Source organism: Vibrio sp. Isolate30 (assembly GCF_022397975.1).
Taxonomy (GTDB): domain Bacteria; phylum Pseudomonadota; class Gammaproteobacteria; order Enterobacterales; family Vibrionaceae; genus Vibrio; species Vibrio fortis.
The window spans coordinates 138373-157017 of record NZ_JAKEUS010000005.1; the positions used below are offsets into that span (position 1 = coordinate 138373).

Sequence of the window (18645 nt, forward strand, 5' to 3'; positions counted from 1 at the left end):
TGGGAATTAGCACGGTATTATAGCACAATTAGTGCACATCACGCCAATACTCTTTCTTCAGTAGAATCACAACGATAGTGAACAATACTAAGAAGGCCATTACCCACCAACCTAGAGCGTGACGCTCAAGTTGAACAGGGTCGCCAGAGTAAACTAGGAAGTTAACCAAATCACGTACAGCTTCGTCGTACTCACCTGCACTTAGCTCACCAGAACCGTCAGTTTCAGTACCTACAACCACTTCTACCTCTTCACCATCTACGATATGAGTTTCGTAGATTGGCGTTGGGATACCTTGTAGCTCTTCAAGCACATGTGGCATACCAACACTTGGGAAAACAATGTTGTTTACGCCAAATGGACGAGATGGGTCTTCGTAGAAAGTACGAAGGTAAGTGTATAGCCAGTCTGCGCCACGAACACGAGCAACTAGCGTTAGATCCGGTGGCGGAGCACCGAACCAGTTCGCCGCTTGCTTCGCAGGCATTGCGTTAACCATTAGGTCACCAATCTTCGCTTCAGGGTCGAAGACTAGGTTCTCTTTCATTAGATCCACTGGGATCTCTAGGTCGTTAGCAACTCGCTCATAACGCTGGTACTGCGTAGAGTGACAGCCAAAACAGTAGTTCATGAACAGCTTAGCACCGTTTTGCAGTGAAGCTTGGTCCGTTAAGTCATTGTTCGCTTTGTCTAGCGGAACATTTGCGCCCGCTGCCATAGCTAATGACGGCAACATAGCAAATAAAATTACAATCCATTTTTTCATTTGAATGTCACCCTTTCTGGTAATGGTTTCGTCGCTTCATTCTTACTGTAGAACCACAGAAGTACGAAGAACATGAAGTAACCTAAGCTAAAGATCTGTGCTAGTACTGTGTACGTTGGTGTTGCTGGAAGCGCACCAAGAATACCAAGCGCAATAAAGCTTATTGTGAATTGGATGATGTTAATCAAATGCAGTTTGCTACGGTAACGGTACGAACGTACTTTACAACGGTCGAACCATGGTAGTAGGAATAGCACAACAATAGATGCGCCCATTGCTACAACACCTAGCAGCTTATCAGGAACCGCACGTAGGATTGCGTAGAACGGCGTGAAGTACCATACAGGAGCGATGTGCTCTGGTGTCTTCAGTGGGTTCGCAGCTTCAAAGTTTGGCGGCTCAAGGAAGAATCCACCCATCTCTGGGTTAAAGAACAGCACATAACAGAAGAAGAATAGGAAACCAGCTACACCAACCATATCTTTCACAGTCCCGTATGGGTGGAAAGGAATAGAGTCAATGATGTCGTATTTCTTAGTGTAATCCTTGTGGAATGGGAACTGAGTTTTGTAGTCATCGCCCATTGTGCCTTTAGGAAGCTTCGTCTCGATACCGTCTGGGTTGTTCGAACCTACTTCGTGCAGTGCTAGTACGTGAAGTACGATAAGCAGCAGAAGTACGATTGGTAGAGCGATAACGTGCAGTGCGAAGAAACGGTTTAGCGTTGCACCAGAGATGATGTAGTCACCACGGATCCAAAGCGTTAGGTCATCACCGATAACAGGGATCGCACCAAACAGAGAAATGATTACCTGAGCACCCCAGTATGACATTTGACCCCATGGTAGTAGGTAACCCATGAAAGCTTCAGCCATTAGCACTAGGAAGATCAACATACCGAAAATCCATAGTAGCTCACGAGGCTTTTGGTAAGAGCCGTAAATCAGACCACGGAACATATGCAGGTAAACAACAACGAAGAACGCAGATGCGCCCGTTGAGTGCATATAACGCAGTAACCAGCCGTATTCCACATCACGCATGATGTATTCAACAGAAGCGAACGCACCTTCACCAGATGGTACGTAGTTCATTGTTAGCCAAATACCTGTAAGGATCTGGTTAACTAAAACTAACATTGCTAAAGAACCAAAAAGGTACCAAAAGTTAAAGTTCTTAGGCATTGGGTATTCAGACAAGTGCTTTTTATAAGCATTCATCGCGGGTATACGTTTCTCTACCCAATCTAGTAGTCCTTGCATTATGCATCTCCCTCGTCAATACCGATCAGGATCTTGGTGTCACTTAAATACATATGCTTTGGCACAACAAGGTTTAGCGGTGCAGGTACGCCTTGGAATACTCGACCAGCCATATCAAATTTTGAACCATGACATGGACAGAAGAAACCAGACTTAACACCTTGTACTTGTTCTGCAAAAGAATCAGGTAGGTAAGTTGGAGAACAACCTAGGTGAGTACAGAAACCAACCGCAACAAAGAATTCCGGCTTAATTGAACGGAACTCATTTTGAGCGTATTCAGGTTGTTGTTCAGCTTCCGATTGAGGATCTCGAAGTTGACCACCAATGGTTTTCAAGTTTTCTAGTACCGACTCAGCACGGCGTACAACCCATACAGGCTTACCTTGCCATTCGACACGAACCATTTGGCCAGCTTCTAATTTACTGACTTCCACTTCCACCGGCGCACCAGCAGCTTTCGCTTTGGCACTCGGATTCCATGATTTAATAAAAGGCACGGCTACAGCAGCAGCCCCTAAACCACCAACAACGGCTGTTGTTGCGGTTAGGAAACGCCTGCGACCGTTATTTAAAGGCGCGTTGCTCATCCAAACATTCTCCCATTTGCTCCTTTTGGATTGAAATTATTCCGCTTAAAGAGCATGGCTAACAAAATACGTATTTAGTTCTATTTATTGACGGCAAATGATAAATAAAACCCTACTTTTTGACAAGATAAAGCTACCTTTTTGTAACAATCATGAGGCAAAGCGCACATTGGGTTACAAAAGCTATCAAAATATAAGAAATTGGAAATAAAACGAGGAGGGAAAAGCATTTAGCGGGGAGTAGAAAAACAAAAAGCCCGGCATATAGCCGAGCTTTGAACCACAATTCCAGTAATAAAACTGGGAGCGTGTATTTTTCGGTAAAGAAAAATTAACGCTTAGAGAATTGAGGTTTACGACGTGCTTTACGTAGACCAACTTTCTTACGTTCAACGCAACGAGCGTCACGAGTAACGTAGCCAGCTGCACGTAGAGCAGGACGTAGAGTTTCATCGTACTCCATAAGAGCGCGAGTGATACCGTGGCGGATTGCGCCAGCTTGACCAGAAATACCACCACCAGAAACAGTGATGTATAGGTCAAGTTTCTCAGTTAGTTCAACTAGCTCAAGAGGTTGCTTAACAACCATGCGAGAAGTTGGACGACCGAAGTAAACATCAAGGCTACGCTTGTTGATTACGATCTCACCAGAACCTGGTTTGATGAAAACACGAGCTGCTGAGCTTTTGCGACGACCAGTGCCGTAGTATTGATTCTCTGCCATTTTCATAATCCCCAATTAGATGTCTAGTACTTGTGGTTGTTGAGCAACATGGTTGTGCTCAGCACCAGCGTATACTTTTAGCTTACGGTACATAGCGCGGCCTAGAGGACCACGTGGAAGCATACCTTTAACAGCTAGTTCAAGAGCCATCTCTGGCTTACGGTCGATCAGCTTTTCAAAAGTGATAGACTTAAGACCACCAGGGAACTCAGAGTGACGGTAGTAAACCTTACCCTTAGCCTTGTTACCAGTTACAGTAACTTTCTCAGCGTTAACAACGATGATGTAATCACCAGTGTCTACGTGAGGAGTGTATTCAGCTTTGTGCTTACCGCGTAGGCGAGAAGCGATTTCACTTGCAAGACGACCTAGAGTTTTACCTTCAGCGTCTACAACGTACCAGTCGCGTTTTACAGTTTCTGGTTTAGCAACGAAAGTTTTCATGCTAATAATTACCTATTAAAAAAATTTACACTTAAGGAATACTGAGTATTCCAACTGTCTAAGAGTCCCCATTCATCACCCCTTCGAGTGTTGGAAAACTCTTGGCATAACGTGATTTAACTCATCGTTAGAGGCCCGCAGTAACGGTAGGTCGCAGGATTATAGAGAAGAGCGAAGAAAAAATCACCTCTTTTTGAACAAAATCACGATTTTTTTCTTCCATTTTCTTAATAACGAATTCCCCGCCTAACTTAGGTGCTCTTTTGCTAGATAATCATGGCTCTGCATTTCAATTAAACGTGACTGACAGCGTTTAAATTCGAACTCTAATTGACCATGAGTATAGAGTTCTTCTAGCGCAACCTCGGCAGAAATAATCAGTTTTACATTACGCTCGTAGAACTCATCCACAAGAGCAATAAAGCGTCTTGCGGCGTCATCAGAGGTGGCATTCATCTGCTTAACTTCAGCCAGCAGTACCGTGTGATAAATCCTAGACAACTCAATATAGTCATTTTGGCTGCGCGCAGATTGGCAAAGCTGAGCAAAGGTACCATGCAAAACGCCATCACTCGCTTCAACCACATCCAGTTGACGATGGTTAACCTCAATCCGAGTTAGCACCTCTTTACCCTCACCAACCAACTGTTGGTAATAAGTTCGCAGATTCACATCCGCTTGTGCGTCTAGTGGATAGTGATAGATCTCTGCTTGTTCCAAGGTCCGCAGTCGGTAATCGACACCGCTGTCTACATTGAGAATTCGACAGTTGTCTTGAATGAGCTTAATCGCAGGAAGAAAGCGCGCACGTTGCAGGCCGTTTCGATACAGGTCTTCAGGTGGAATGTTCGAAGTCGCGACCAAAATAACGTTACGAGCGAACAGCTCTTGGAACAGAGTCCCTAGAATCATCGCATCGGTAATATCGGAAACAAAAAACTCATCAAAACAGATGATATCCGCTTCTTGCTTAAACTTATCTGCCACTAACGGCAAAGGATCGCTCACTTCGCCCAGTGCTTTCAGTTCATCATGAACGCGATACATAAAGCGGTGAAAGTGGACACGCATTTTTCTTGATGTAGGCAATGCATCACAGAAAGTATCCATTAGGTAAGTTTTACCTCGCCCTACCCCTCCCCAAAAATAGAGCCCTTTTGGTGGCGTCGGCAGTTGTGGCTTCTTACCCATTAACTTTTGAAAACGCGTCAGCTGTGGCACTGGCGCATTTTGGTATTCTTGAAATTGGTGGAACAATTGATCTAGTGACTGTACGGCTTGCTCTTGGGCTGGATCTCTTTGAAATCCATGTTCTTTTATATCTTGTTCGTATTTTTTAACGGGATTCATGACGACATTTCCACAATGAAATCGATATCAACCAGCGAAGGAAAAAGGACTTCAACAGTACAATAGGCGGGGGCTCATCGCTGTATGTGCAGCTTCAAACTGATAGCTAGCGCACACGCATTTTTCTTTATACTGTCGCCTTGTCATAGTACCATGAAGCTGCATTATGTGTAACTAAGCAGTAACAAACATGTTAAAAAACAACAATAAGGAGCTGTTATGCCTTGGATGTATGCCGTTGGCGGTTTACTAATCGGACTTATCTTAGGAGTTGCTATTTCTCGCCTCACGACTCCTGAGTACAAGAAGCAAAAGAATGTTCAAAAAGAATTAGACACAGCAAAGTTTGCACTAGAACAGCAACGCCAAGAGCTTGCCGATCACTTTGCTAAAACAGCTGAAATGTTAGATACCTTAGGTAAGGACTACACCAAGCTTTACCAACACATGGAAAAGACCAGCGCTGAGTTAATCCCTAACTTGCCAGAGCAGGACAACCCATTTGTGAAAACGGCTGCAGCACACTCAGATAAGTCATCTGATAAAGCAGACAACAAAGTATCAGCCATTGATGAACAACCAAAAGATTACGCCAATGGCGCGACCGGTTTGTTCAACGATGAGAAGAAAGAGGTCATTGAAGCACCAGAGGTTGTAACGGCGAAAGCGTCTTAAACAATTAAATTCAATGAACTTTACAAAGGTTTTTGAGTCATAATCTTCACTTGGGTCGTACAACACTTGGCAATAGTCCAACTTGATATGTGTTACAAGGCCTTAACTAACGAGGAGTTTATGATGAAAAAACCTTTGCTTGCTTTATCGGTACTGACTTTAAGCTTAAGTTCCATCATCGCACCGATTCAGGCAACTGCGGCGCTTCCCCTAAGTGTCGACAACCAACAACTACCTAGCCTTGCGCCAATGCTTGAAAAAGTCACCCCAGCGGTGGTCAGCATTGCAGTGGAAGGTAAGCAAGTCCAACGTCAACGTATCCCTGAACAATTCCAATTCTTCTTTGGCCCAGAACAAGCACAAGAGCGCCCATTCAGAGGTTTAGGCTCTGGTGTTATTATCGATGCCAAGAAAGGACATATCGTTACAAACTATCACGTCATCAATAACGCTGATGAGATCCGCGTAAAACTGCATGATGGACGTGAATACGATGCCGAGCTTATTGGTGGCGACGAAATGTCTGATATCGCCCTGCTCAAACTCGAAAAAGCCAAAGACCTGACAGAGATTCGTTTTGCTGACTCAGACAAACTGCGTGTCGGTGATTTCAGTGTTGCCATTGGTAACCCATTTGGTCTCGGTCAAACGGTGACATCGGGTATCGTTTCGGCATTAGGTCGAAGCGGTCTCAACCTAGAAAACTTTGAGAACTTCATTCAAACCGATGCTGCAATCAACAGCGGCAACTCAGGTGGTGCCTTAGTTAACCTCAATGGTGAGCTGATCGGTATTAACACTGCAATCCTGGGCCCAAATGGTGGTAATGTGGGTATCGGCTTTGCGATCCCATCGAATATGATGCGCAACCTAACCGACCAAATCTTAGAGTTTGGCGAAGTTAAACGTGGCATGCTTGGCGTTCAGGGTGGTGAAATTACCTCGGAATTGGCTGAAGCACTCGGTTACGAATCCAGCAAAGGTGCATTTGTGAGCCAAGTCGTGCCAGACAGTGCTGCCGACAAAGCAGGTTTACAAGCAGGCGACATCATCGTTGCAATCAATGGTAAGAAGATCGATACCTTTAGCGAATTGCGAGCTAAAGTCGCGACTCTTGGTGCAGGAAAAGAGATTGAACTGGGCGTGGTTCGTGACGGTAAGAACAAAACCTTCGACGTGACGCTTGGGGAATCAACCAACAGCAAGACTCAAGCAGAAAAACTGCATGAAGGCTTGGCTGGTGCGGAGCTTACCAATACCAACGATAGCGACCCAGTAAAAGGGGTTAAGGTTTCAAGTGTCGCTAAAGGCTCTCCAGCTGAGGCCTATCAGCTTCAAGCAGACGACATCATCATTGGTGTGAACCGTAAAACGGTGAAGAACCTAGCACAGTTCAGAGCAATTGTTGAAAAGAACCCTGGTGTATTAGCGCTCAATATCCAACGTGGCCCAAGAACCATCTATCTTGTGATTCGCTAACTATTAATCACCATTATTGAGGGCAGGTTGACTAAGTCCGTATAGAACTTAATCAACCTGCCCTTTTATTTAGATGAATCAAAATGCTATGCTTCACTGGTAACTCAAACTGGTCACCCATGCGCGGAGGCTCAATACCTTACCTGTCGAAGAGGGAAACATGCTGTCCTTTCTATTTCGTTCTATTTCCCTTGGATTAGTATCAGCGCTGATTATATTGGTGGCTTTCCCGCAGCTAAGGCCTGATTTCGTCTCTGAAGTGGCGAGCAAGCAAGTGAGCAACATAGGCTCATTGCAACTCTCATTCAACGATGCCGTTCGACGCGCGGCACCAGCAGTTGTGAACATCTACAGTCGTAAATACGATGAGTCCGACCGTAACAAGCTACTTACTCAAGGCTTAGGTTCTGGTGTTATTGTTAGCGAGAAAGGCTACATCATCACTAACTACCACGTCGTTGCTCAAGCGGATCAAGTGGTGGTTGCCTTGCAAGACGGTCGTGCAGCTGCCGCTCAATTAGTTGGCTCAGACAAACGAACTGACATCGCCATATTGCAAGTCAGCGGTGATAACCTTCCGGTTATTCCACTGAACCCAAATTATGAAGCCAACGTCGGCGACATCGTACTTGCTATCGGCAACCCATATAACCTAGGTCAAACGACAACTTTCGGTATTATCTCAGCAACTGGACGTTCTTCGATAAGCGCCGATCGCCACCAAGCCTTTATTCAAACTGACGCGGCGATCAATGAAGGTAACTCGGGCGGTGCACTTGTTAACTCACAAGGCGAACTGGTTGGCATAAATACGGCATCCTTCCAGCAAGCAACTGACATGGAAACCTACGGTATCTCTTTTGCCATCCCTTATGGATTGGCCAATAAAATCATGCAGAAGATCATTGCTGACGGTCGTGTGATTCGCGGCTATATCGGCATTGATGGACAAGACATTAATTCAGTTACCTCACGTTTATTAGGTAACAAAAACATTGGTGGCATTGTGGTGTTAGGTATCGATCCTGTTGGCCCTGCTGCTGATGCTGGATTTGAGGTTCAAGACATCATCATCAGTATCGACAACACCAAGATCAATGGACGCCAGAGCGTTATGGATATCGTTACCGACCTAAGACCTGGCACAGTGGTCGATGTGGGTATACTCCGTCAGGGTGAAAGTAAAACCCTTAAGGTTACCATTGCGGAAGACAAGCGCTAGTTAAATTAGACGGATCTACGACTAACATTAAGTAGATTGCGAACAACAAAAAACCCAGCTCTCGGCTGGGTTTTTTATTATCTATACAACAAGTTATCTAAAACGAAGATTACTCGTCACTCTCGATGTCAATACGAGTTACTCGTTGCAGGCCTCTTGGCAGTAGACCGCCACGACGACCACGCTCACCACGGAAGTTATCAAGGTCAGCAGGCTTCAAACCAAGCTTACGCTTACCCGCATACAGCGTCAGCGTTGTCCCTTGAGGAATGGCCATTAGGTGTGAGACAAACTCTTCACGCTCTTTCGCCTTCGCCGACGGGATATTGATGATCTTGTTACCCTTACCTTTGCTCAATTGAGGCAGATCTTTAATTGGGAACAACAGCATACGGCCCTGGTTAGTAATCGCCAGAATCTCGTTGGTCTCCAGATCTTCAATCGGGCTTGGCAGCATCACTTCCGATGCTTGAGGTAGATTCACCAATGCCTTACCGCTCTTATTCTTCGACAAGAGATCGCTGCCTTTACATACGAAACCGTAGCCTGCATCAGAACCCACCAGCCATAGCTGATCATCCTCGCCCATCACAACTTGGCGAATCGAACTGCCAGCACTGATATTCAAGCGACCAGTAATCGGCTCACCTTGGCTACGCGCCGAAGGCAGAGAATGAGACTCAAGCGAGTAGCTTCGACCGTCACTACCGAGGAATACCGCTTGTTGGTTACTCTTACCACGCGTACTCGCAAGGTATTTATCACCCGACTTGTAGTTCAACCCCTCTGGATCCACGTCATGCCCTTTCGCATGACGAATCCAACCTTTCTCAGAAAGTACCACTGTGATTGGTTCACTTGGTACAAGGTCGCGCTCAGTCAGTGCTTTCGCTTCTGCACGCTCAACCAGTGGAGAACGACGATCATCACCGTACTTATCTGCGTCCGCTTGGATCTCTTTCTTAATCAGAGTATTCAGGCGACGCTCAGAGCCCAGTAGCTTCTCTAGCTTCTCACGCTCTTTCTCTAGCTCATCTTGCTCGCCGCGGATCTTCATCTCTTCCAGCTTAGCAAGGTGGCGAAGTTTGGTATCTAGGATTGCGTCCGCTTGAATCTCAGTAATACCAAAGCGCTCCATAAGCACCGCTTTAGGATCGTCTTCAGTTCGGATAATCTCAATCACTTCATCAAGATTGAGATAAGCAACCAAAAGACCTTCTAAAATGTGTAAGCGCGCTAGCACTTTATCAAGACGGTGCTGTAGACGACGACGTACTGTAGTTCGACGGAACTCAATCCACTCTTTAAGGATCTGCACTAGGCCTTTAACTTGAGGACGATTGTCTAGACCAATCATGTTCAAGTTAACACGGAAGTTCTTCTCAAGATCCGTTGAAGCGAATAGGTGACTCATCAACTGATCACAGTCGATGCGGTTCGAGCGAGGAACAACAACGATACGCGTTGGGTTCTCGTGATCGGATTCATCGCGAAGATCGTCAACCATCGGCAGCTTCTTAGCACGCATCTGGTTTGCGATTTGCTCTAGAAGCTTGGCGCCGGATACTTGGTGAGGCAGAGCCGTGATAACAATATCAGACCCCTCTTTATGCCAAACCGCACGCATCTTAATGCTGCCGCGACCCGTTTTGTAGATCTTCTCAATATCTGACTTCGGAGAGATGATCTCAGCTTCAGTCGGGTAATCAGGGCCTTTGACATGCTCCATCACTTCCGACAGTTCCGCTTTCGGGCTATCAATCAGTTTGATGGTTGCATCAGCAATCTCACGCACGTTATGTGGTGGGATATCTGTTGCCATACCTACCGCGATACCAGTGATACCGTTAAGTAGAATGTGAGGCAGACGCGCTGGCAACATTTGCGGCTCTTTCATGGTGCCGTCAAAGTTAGGCTGCCATTCAACTGTGCCTTGGCCTAGTTCACCAAGAAGCACCTCAGCAAACTTAGACAGTTTCGCTTCGGTATAACGCATCGCAGCGAATGATTTCGGGTCATCCGGAGCACCCCAGTTACCTTGACCATCTACTAGTGGGTAGCGGTATGAGAACGGTTGCGCCATCAATACCATAGCTTCGTAACACGCTGAGTCACCGTGTGGGTGATACTTACCCAGTACATCACCAACGGTACGTGCAGATTTCTTGTATTTTGATGCTGCTGATAAGCCAAGTTCAGACATCGCGTAGATAATACGACGCTGTACTGGTTTAAGACCGTCACCAATGTATGGCAATGCACGATCCATGATTACGTACATTGAGTAATTTAAATAGGCATCTTCGGTGAACTTGCGCATTGGCAATTGTTCAACGCCATCAAAAGTAATTTCGTTAGACATTCATTATACCTCGGCCAAATCACCGTTGTTTTGTAGCCATGAACGGCGATCATCAGCACGCTTCTTACCTAGTAGCATGTCCATCATTTCATTGGTCGCTTCACTGTCATCAATGGTTAGTTGAACCAGACGACGAGTGTTTGGATCCATAGTGGTTTCGCGTAGCTGAAGTGGGTTCATCTCACCCAGACCTTTGAATCGTTGTACGTTGATCTTGGCTTTCTTCTTCGATAGACGCTCAAGCACACCATCTTTCTCATCGTCATCAAGGGCATAGAAGACTTCTTTGCCACAGTCGATACGATACAGAGGCGGCATAGCCACATAGATATGACCTGCTTCAACTAAAGAGCGGAAGTGACGAGTAAACAGCGCACACAGCAGCGTCGCAATGTGTAGACCATCCGAGTCCGCATCGGCAAGGATACAGATCTTACCGTAACGTAGGCCAGATAGGTCATCGTTGTCAGGGTCAATACCCAAAGCCACCGAGATATCGTGTACTTCTTGAGAAGCGAGAACTTGGTCTGCAGATACTTCCCAAGTATTTAGGATCTTACCACGCAGTGGCATCACGGCTTGGAACTCACGGTCACGAGCTTGTTTTGCTGAGCCACCCGCCGAGTCCCCTTCCACGAAGAAGATTTCAGTGCGGTTTAGGTCTTGAACAGAACAGTCAGTCAATTTGCCCGGAAGTGCTGGACCTGATGCCACCTTCTTACGTACTACCTTCTTGCTAGCACGCATACGACGGTGAGCATTGGCAATACAGGTTTCCGCCAGTTGTTCTGCAAGTTGTGGTTTTTCGTTCAGCCACAGACTAAATGCATCTTTTACAACGCCAGAAACAAATGCAGCCGTTTGACGAGAAGAGAGACGCTCTTTCGTTTGACCTGCAAATTGAGGATCCTGCATCTTCACCGATAGAACGTATGAACAACGGTCGAAGATATCATCACCCGTTAGCTTAACGCCGCGCGGCAACAAGTTGCGGAATTCACAGAACTCACGCATTGCATCAAGCAAGCCTTGGCGCAGACCGTTTACGTGAGTACCACCTTGTTTAGTTGGTACTAAGTTCACGTAACTCTCAGTGATCATCTCACCGCCTTCTGGCTGCCAGATTACCGCCCAGTTTGCCATTTCAGTTTCAGCTGTGAACTCACCGATGTACGGCTCTTCTGGTAGCAGGGTGTAACCCTTTACGCCCTCAGCAAGATAATCTTTTAGGCCATCTTCATAGAACCATTTATGCTCTTCGTTGTTGACCTTATCGCTGAAGGTGATCTCTAGGCCTGGACATAGAACGGCTTTCGCACGCAGGTTGTTAACCAAACGCAGCACAGAAAATTTAGAGCTATCGAAGTACTTCGCATCAGGCCAGAAATGTACAGATGTGCCGCTATTACGCAGGCCACATGAACCCGTTACCGTTAAATCGGTTACCGCTACGCCGTTTTCAAATGCAATTTCATGGATTTGGCCATCACGACGAACCGTCACTTCAACGCGCTTAGAGAGTGCGTTTACTACTGAGATACCTACACCGTGTAGGCCGCCTGAGAACTTGTAGTTATTGTTTGAGAACTTACCACCTGAGTGGAGCTTAGTTAAAATCAGCTCAACACCTGAGATGCCTTTCTCTGGGTGAATATCGACAGGCATACCACGACCATCATCCACCACTTCTAAAGATTGGTCAGCGTGCAAGACCACTTTGATCTTCTTCGCGTGGCCAGCCAATGCTTCATCTACAGAGTTATCGATAACTTCTTGGGCTAAGTGGTTTGGCCTTTCAGTCTCTGTATACATCCCCGGACGGTGTCGAACCGGGTCGAGACCTTCAAGAACCTCGAGGTCTTTTGCATTATATTGTTCAGTCATAATACGGAGTTTACTCAAAAAATTTACGTCTGTTCGCTGGGCTCTAATTCGATATAACCGTGTTAGTTGCCGTGAACCCTCACAGCAGAGCGAACGAGCGAAAGTATTGGGGAATATAGTCTGGAAGCAGGGGTTTGATGTCAAGCACGTTCAAAAACTATGACACCAAACTATGATATTTCACCACTGACAGATGAAATAACAGGCAAAAAAGATAAGATACTGCGGCTGAAGTTAGACCTTACAAGGCTAGAAATTCAATTATCTTTTGAGGATAGCGCTCAAAATCGACAAAGCTGTGGTCGCCGCCCTCTTCTACAGTCTGCTTCGCTCCTTGAAACTTTGCCACCGCTTGACGGTAATCTAAAACTTCATCTTCGGTTTGCTGCAACAGCCAAAAATCACTTGGCTCAGAAATAGAGGCAACATCAAGCTGTTTAAGCTCGTCAATGTGCTTTTCCTCTAAAACATAATGTTCATGGGTGTATGGGTTAACCTGCTCACCTAAGTAGTCGGTCAACAATTCATAAGGTTTCACTGCTGGGTTAACTACTGCCGCTTTAAACCCATAATGCGCATTCAACCACGTCGACAAGTAGCCTCCCAATGAACTACCCACCAGCGCAATTTGATACTGCTCTTTGTGCTCTTCCACTATGCTTTTAAGAAGCGCTGCGGCCAGAGCGGGAAAACTTGGCAATTGTGGTGTCACAACTTTGATATCAGGGCGATGCTCGGCACAATAGTCAGCCATCACATTGGCCTTATGCGAACGAGATGAGCTATTAAACCCATGAATATACAGCAGCATCGAAGGTTTAGTTTGTGGCGCGGTAGCTGACATTAGTAACCCTCAGCGTTAAAGTCTGGGGCAAACGCACCATGGGCAAGTCGACGTACCTCTGTCGCAATCTCACCGTTAGGTTTGAGTTCGAGCTCTCGCCAACCAGGGCTTAGAGTATCAAGCGCAAAATCGTCTGAGTTTGGCTTGAACTGAACACAAGTTGATGGAGTAGCCATCACCTGTACTCCTAAGTGCTCGCGATTCATATCTTGATGCACGTGACCACACAGCACGCCACGAACATTGTTATGTTGTGATACCACATCCCAGAACTGGTCTGAATCTTTTAAACTGTGCTGATCAAGCCATGCACTACCTACCAACAGTGGGTGGTGGTGAAGTAAAACCAACGTATGTTTCTCAGGAAACTCCGCCAGTTTCTGCTCTAATAGATCAAGCTGTTGATCGCTCAAACGACCATGTGGTACACCGACAACCTGTGAGTCGAGCATGATCATCTGCCAATGCTCACCCAGCAGCACATGCTCAACACACTGTATTTGAGCGGATGGGATAACACTGCCCATATTAGGTTTGTAATCGTGGTTACCTGGCAACCAATAACAAGGCTTTTCTAAAGGCTGAATACCAGCCTCAAATTTTTGGTAAGACTCTGCGCTGTGATCTTGAGAGATATCACCAGTCGCAAGAATCGCTTCATATTCATAACCTTGGTTCACAATGCCATCGACAACAGCACGAAAGCTATCTTCTGTGTTGATGCTCAGCAGGCTGCCATTACTTGGCGCAAAGAGGTGCGTGTCGGTCAGTTGCACTAACTTAATGCTGCTCTCATCTAATTTTGAAGTATGTGATAATTCCAAAATAACAAATCCAGATACGTTACTGTTAGATCTTCAAAGTATTCAAACGTACGCTAACTCAGCGTAATGGGTGTGCGACTGATTCCATTTTTTAAACAAAACGTTAACCATTCGCCAAGAAACTTATTGAGTTGAAATTTCTCGTCTTTTTGCAAAAGCTTAGTGTTCGGGTAGTCGTATTTCGCTTTGACTCTTGAGAAGTCCCCACTGGCACACACTTCTGCAACGCGAGCGTCGTGATATAGCCTGACAGACATTTTTGGCAAAGGGAATACTGGCATCGCATCACTCTGACATATATCTATTAATGTGGTGTATTTTGTGACCTCATTCACTGTCAATTGATACACCATATTAACCGCTTGATAACAACGCACGTCGCCAACTTGGTGCCCAACAGGCAATAATGCGTTTAATTTCGCGTAATTGGTCTCGTAGACTCGCATCAATTCAGCAAGATCAACATGATACGGCTTTTTCACCGCTATATTCGGCATAGCGTCACTCTTTCCACTTTGACTGTAGATCCTGGTAGTTCAGTTGCAACCATTGCAAAGCAATAATAGTAGCACCATTTTCGAACACACCTTGCTGTACCAGTTGATAAGCCTGTTCACGACTCATTACTTGAACGCGAATGTCCTCTCCTTCGTACTCAAGACCGTGGACACCTTGCGCCGTGGTTGCATCAACGCAGCCAACCATTACATCCAGCTTCTCAGAGCAACCACCCGATGAAGGGTAGTATGAGGTGATAGGCAGTACATGAGTCACTTCAACTCCTGCTTCTTCCATTGCCTCTCTGCGCGCGACTTGTTCTGCTGATTCATCGGTATCGATGATCCCAGCGACAATTTCATATTGCCAAGGGTTTTCATGCTCAAGTGCGCCCACTCGAATCTGCTCGACGATCACCACTTCATCTCGAATAGGATCGTATGGCAGCAATGCAGCAGCATGCCCACGCTCGAACATTTCGCGTTCTATTGGCTTACTCCACCCGCCTTCAAACAACTTGTGTCGAAAGGTGTATTTAACCATTTTGAAAAAACCACGAAACAGCGTTTCTTTTGAGACAATTTCCACATCTTGTGGAGTAAACTCATGTTGTTGATTGTCATACTGTTGCATTTAGCACCTCACTAAGTGATCTTTATAGTTTACTCATTGTACGAGTTAACTACCAAGGTCTAGGTTCAACTTTTTATACAAAATTTATAATTAAATTTAAGTATCCGAAAATAAATATTGCACAAGTGGACAGTTAAATGTAAAAAAGTGCAAAGTTTCGAGTAAATTACCACCAAACTGAGTTAAACTCTGTTAAGAAAAAATCTATTAAGGCAGGAATAGGAAAATGAGAAAACTGCTTCCACTATTTATCAGTGCAGCAATTGGTAGCCTGAGTTCATCAGCTTTCGCTGATACGCTAGCCGAAGTTTATGACCAAGCAAAACAAAATGACCCAACACTTCTTAGTTCAGCAGCACAGCGTGATGCCGCTTTTGAAGCAGTTACCTCTAGCCGTAGTACCCTACTACCGCAAATCAACCTAACTGCGAACTATGACATCAACCGTGGCGAGCGTAACAGCGCAAATAATGACAGTAATGTTTGGGGCGCAGGTATTGGCTTCACACAAGAACTTTACCAACGCTCTTCATGGATCACGCTAGACACAGCTGAGAAAACAGCACGTCAAGCTGATTCAGCATACGCGGCGCAGCAACAGGGGCTGATCCTGCGCGTGGCAACGGCTTACTTCGAAGTACTTCGTGCTCAAGATAACCTTGAGTTCGTTCGTGCAGAAAAAGCAGCGGTTGCTCGCCAACTAGAGCAAACTAAACAGCGTTTCGAGGTTGGCCTATCAGCAATCACTGACGTACACGACGCGCAAGCGCAGTACGATTTAGTGTTGGCTGACGAAGTTCTGGCTGAAAACACTCTGACTAACAACTACGAAGGTCTGCGTGAAATCACTGGTCAAGAGCACTCTAATCTAAGCATCCTGGACACTGACCGTTTCTCTGCAAGCAAGTCTTCTGAATCAGCAGTGGCACTCGTTGAACAAGCGCAAGAGAAGAACCTCAGCCTACTGGCTGCACGTATCTCTCAAGACATCGCGAAAGATAACATCTCGCTAGCAAACTCTGGTCACCTTCCAAGCCTAACGCTTGACGGTAGCTACTCACTGGCTGATCAATCAAACAGCCCAAGTGACTACGACCAAGACAACCTAAACCTTGGCCTAAACCTAGTTGTGCCTCTATACACAGGTGGTAACACGACCTCGCTAACTAAGCAGGCTGAATACAACTATGTTGCAGCTAGTGAAGATCTTGAAGCGACTTACCGTAGTGTTGTTAAGGACGTTCGCGCGTTCAACAACAACATTAGTGCATCGATTGGCGCGCTACGTGCTTACGAGCAATCGGTAGTTTCAGCTCAATCAGCACTAGAAGCGACAGAAGCAGGTTTTGATGTTGGTACTCGTACTATCGTTGACGTACTTGACTCAACTCGCCGTCTATACGATGCGAACAAAAACCTATCTGACGCTCGTTACAACTACATCCTAAGCGTACTGCAACTGCGCCAAGCGGTGGGTACACTGAGCGAGCAAGACATTGTTGACGTAAACGCAGGTCTAAAACCAGCGAGCTAATCACTCAACAAGCCGTCTAATGAGGAGAGCGAACTATCGCTCTCTGCAGATAGAAAAATGCCGCTCATTGAGCGGCATTTTTATTTATCGGATATCAAATCAATTGAGGCGTTTATCCACGACCGCCTTTGATCGCTTCAATGATCTCAGTGGTTGAGCAGCCATCTTCAAAGTTCAGTACTTTCACTTCACCACCTGCAGCAATCACTTCAGCGCCACCAGCAATCTCTTCAGGTTTGTAATCGCCGCCCTTAACCAAGATGCTCGGTAGCACCTCAGAGATTAGGCGCTGTGGCGTATCTTCAGAGAAAGGCACAACCCAGTCTACGGCACCCAAGCCAGCAAGAACCGCCATACGACGATCAGTTGGGTTCACAGGACGGCCTGGGCCTTTCAAGCGCTTAACAGACTCATCAGTGTTCACCGCAACAATCAGGCGGTCACCTAACTCAGCTGCATGGTTCATGTAAGAAACATGACCTGCATGAAGGATATCGAAACAGCCGTTAGTCATAACCACTTTCTCGCCTTTTGCACGTGCACGTTTCACCGCTTCAATCAGAGCCGCCTCTGAAATCACACCGTAATCTGTATCTTGGCTACCGTGTACCGCTTCTGCTAGCTCAATCATAGAAAGCGTCGACGTACCCAGTTTACCAACAACAACACCTGCCGCTGCATTTGCCAATGCACACGCTTCATCAAGTGGCTTGCCAGCAGCAACAGAAGCCGCAAGCACAGAGATTACCGTATCGCCGGCACCCGTCACGTCGTACACTTCTTTTGCTTGAGTTGGTAGGTGGAAAGGTTCTTGGCCCTTACGCAGTAAAGTCATACCGTGTTCACTACGAGTAACAAGCAGCGCGTCAAAGTCGAACTCTTCGATAAGAGCTAAGCCTTTTGCCACTAGCTCCTCTTCTGATTTCACTTTACCCGCTACGAGCTCGAATTCCGCCATATTTGGCGTCAGTAGTGTTGCGCCACGGTAGCGTTCAAAATCCGCGCCTTTAGGGTCAATAAACACCGGGACATTCGCTGAACGTGCTTTCTGAATAAAGCTCTGTACGTGCTCAAGTGCACCTTTCGCATAATCAGACAGGATAACAGAGCGTACATTAGGTAGCGCTTGCTCCATGCGAGATAGAACCAACTCAGGGTCAGTGTTCTCAAATTTGTCTTCAAAGTCTAGACGAATCAGCTGTTGGCCGCGGCTCATCACACGTAGCTTAGTGATGGTTGGGTAATCTTCTAGCTCAACAAAATCACAGTTAACTTTAAGTGCACTCAGTGTGTTCTTAAGTACTTGTGCAGGCTCATCTTTACCCGTTAAACCAACGATATGCGCATGGCCGCCTAGCGATGCAATGTTCATTGCCACGTTAGCTGCACCACCTGGACGCTCTTCGTTATTCTCTACTTTTACTACAGGTACTGGCGCTTCTGGTGAAATACGACCGGTAGGGCCATACCAGTAACGGTCTAGCATCACATCACCGACAATCAACACGCCCGATTGGCTGTAGTCAGGTAGAATAGGTTTCATTAGGGATCTCC

Annotated in this window: 17 protein-coding genes; 4 read left to right on the plus strand and 13 right to left on the minus strand. The window is 46.1% G+C overall.

What is annotated here, in order from left to right; translation table 11 throughout:
- Nucleotides 1-28: 28 nt before the first annotated feature.
- From L1D60_RS14135 to zapE, 6 genes are all read right to left on the minus strand, one after another.
- Nucleotides 29-766: a cytochrome c1 gene (locus tag L1D60_RS14135; protein ID WP_239841606.1), complete on the minus strand. Its 738-nt coding sequence runs from the start codon at nt 764-766 to the stop codon at nt 29-31.
- A complete protein-coding gene (locus L1D60_RS14140) occupies nt 763-2028 on the minus strand; it encodes a cytochrome bc complex cytochrome b subunit (RefSeq protein WP_239841607.1) in 1266 nt (421 codons plus the stop codon). The genes L1D60_RS14135 and L1D60_RS14140 overlap by 4 nt, the downstream gene beginning before the upstream one ends.
- The gene (gene petA / locus L1D60_RS14145) at nt 2028-2618 is read right to left on the minus strand and encodes a ubiquinol-cytochrome c reductase iron-sulfur subunit (protein WP_032553103.1); all 591 of its coding nucleotides are present in this window, start codon (nt 2616-2618) and stop codon (nt 2028-2030) included. The genes L1D60_RS14140 and petA overlap by 1 nt, the downstream gene beginning before the upstream one ends.
- Before the next feature lie 331 nt (nt 2619-2949).
- A complete protein-coding gene (gene rpsI / locus L1D60_RS14150; protein ID WP_004740758.1) occupies nt 2950-3342 on the minus strand; it encodes a 30S ribosomal protein S9 in 393 nt (130 codons plus the stop codon).
- A 15-nt stretch (nt 3343-3357) separates the two neighbouring features.
- A complete protein-coding gene (gene rplM / locus L1D60_RS14155; RefSeq protein ID WP_032553102.1) occupies nt 3358-3786 on the minus strand; it encodes a 50S ribosomal protein L13 in 429 nt (142 codons plus the stop codon).
- A gap of 246 nt (nt 3787-4032) precedes the next feature.
- Nucleotides 4033-5136 (minus strand): cell division protein ZapE, encoded by a 1104-nt coding sequence (gene zapE, locus L1D60_RS14160; RefSeq protein ID WP_239841608.1) that lies wholly within the window; start codon nt 5134-5136, stop codon nt 4033-4035.
- Between the two features lie 219 nt (nt 5137-5355).
- Between zapE and zapG the strand changes: the two genes are divergently transcribed.
- The 3 genes from zapG to degS all read left to right on the plus strand — a co-directional run bounded on the left by zapG (nt 5356) and on the right by degS (nt 8512).
- The gene (gene zapG, locus L1D60_RS14165; RefSeq protein WP_239841609.1) at nt 5356-5811 is read left to right on the plus strand and encodes a Z-ring associated protein ZapG; all 456 of its coding nucleotides are present in this window, start codon (nt 5356-5358) and stop codon (nt 5809-5811) included.
- 123 nt (nt 5812-5934) lie between these two features.
- Entirely contained in the window at nt 5935-7290 is a 1356-nt protein-coding gene (locus L1D60_RS14170) for a DegQ family serine endoprotease (RefSeq protein ID WP_239841758.1), read from the plus strand.
- A gap of 160 nt (nt 7291-7450) precedes the next feature.
- Complete coding sequence (gene degS, locus L1D60_RS14175; protein WP_239841610.1) at nt 7451-8512, plus strand: outer membrane-stress sensor serine endopeptidase DegS; 1062 nt, start codon at nt 7451-7453, stop codon at nt 8510-8512.
- A 109-nt stretch (nt 8513-8621) separates the two neighbouring features.
- Here the strand turns inward: degS and parC are convergent, their stop codons facing one another.
- From parC to nudF, 6 genes are all read right to left on the minus strand, one after another.
- Nucleotides 8622-10874, minus strand: coding sequence for a DNA topoisomerase IV subunit A (gene parC / locus L1D60_RS14180; protein ID WP_239841611.1), 2253 nt, complete (start codon nt 10872-10874; stop codon nt 8622-8624).
- Nucleotides 10875-10877: 3 nt separating this feature from the next.
- Nucleotides 10878-12758: a DNA topoisomerase IV subunit B gene (gene parE, locus L1D60_RS14185; RefSeq protein WP_239841612.1), complete on the minus strand. Its 1881-nt coding sequence runs from the start codon at nt 12756-12758 to the stop codon at nt 10878-10880.
- A 241-nt stretch (nt 12759-12999) separates the two neighbouring features.
- The gene (gene yqiA / locus L1D60_RS14190; protein ID WP_239841613.1) at nt 13000-13602 is read right to left on the minus strand and encodes an esterase YqiA; all 603 of its coding nucleotides are present in this window, start codon (nt 13600-13602) and stop codon (nt 13000-13002) included.
- Nucleotides 13602-14426: a 3',5'-cyclic-AMP phosphodiesterase gene (gene cpdA, locus L1D60_RS14195; RefSeq protein ID WP_239841614.1), complete on the minus strand. Its 825-nt coding sequence runs from the start codon at nt 14424-14426 to the stop codon at nt 13602-13604. Before cpdA ends, yqiA begins: the two co-directional genes overlap by 1 nt.
- A 53-nt stretch (nt 14427-14479) precedes the next feature.
- Nucleotides 14480-14923: a DUF1249 family protein gene (locus L1D60_RS14200; RefSeq protein ID WP_032553092.1), complete on the minus strand. Its 444-nt coding sequence runs from the start codon at nt 14921-14923 to the stop codon at nt 14480-14482.
- A 4-nt stretch (nt 14924-14927) separates the two neighbouring features.
- Nucleotides 14928-15557 (minus strand): ADP-ribose diphosphatase, encoded by a 630-nt coding sequence (gene nudF, locus L1D60_RS14205; RefSeq protein ID WP_239841615.1) that lies wholly within the window; start codon nt 15555-15557, stop codon nt 14928-14930.
- A 226-nt stretch (nt 15558-15783) separates the two neighbouring features.
- On the opposite strand from nudF, the gene tolC reads away from it, so the two are divergent.
- Complete coding sequence (gene tolC, locus L1D60_RS14210) at nt 15784-17091, plus strand: outer membrane channel protein TolC (protein WP_239841616.1); 1308 nt, start codon at nt 15784-15786, stop codon at nt 17089-17091.
- A 112-nt stretch (nt 17092-17203) separates the two neighbouring features.
- Here the strand turns inward: tolC and hldE are convergent, their stop codons facing one another.
- Nucleotides 17204-18634 (minus strand): bifunctional D-glycero-beta-D-manno-heptose-7-phosphate kinase/D-glycero-beta-D-manno-heptose 1-phosphate adenylyltransferase HldE, encoded by a 1431-nt coding sequence (hldE, locus tag L1D60_RS14215; RefSeq protein WP_239841617.1) that lies wholly within the window; start codon nt 18632-18634, stop codon nt 17204-17206.
- Between the last annotated feature and the right edge of the window lie 11 nt (nt 18635-18645).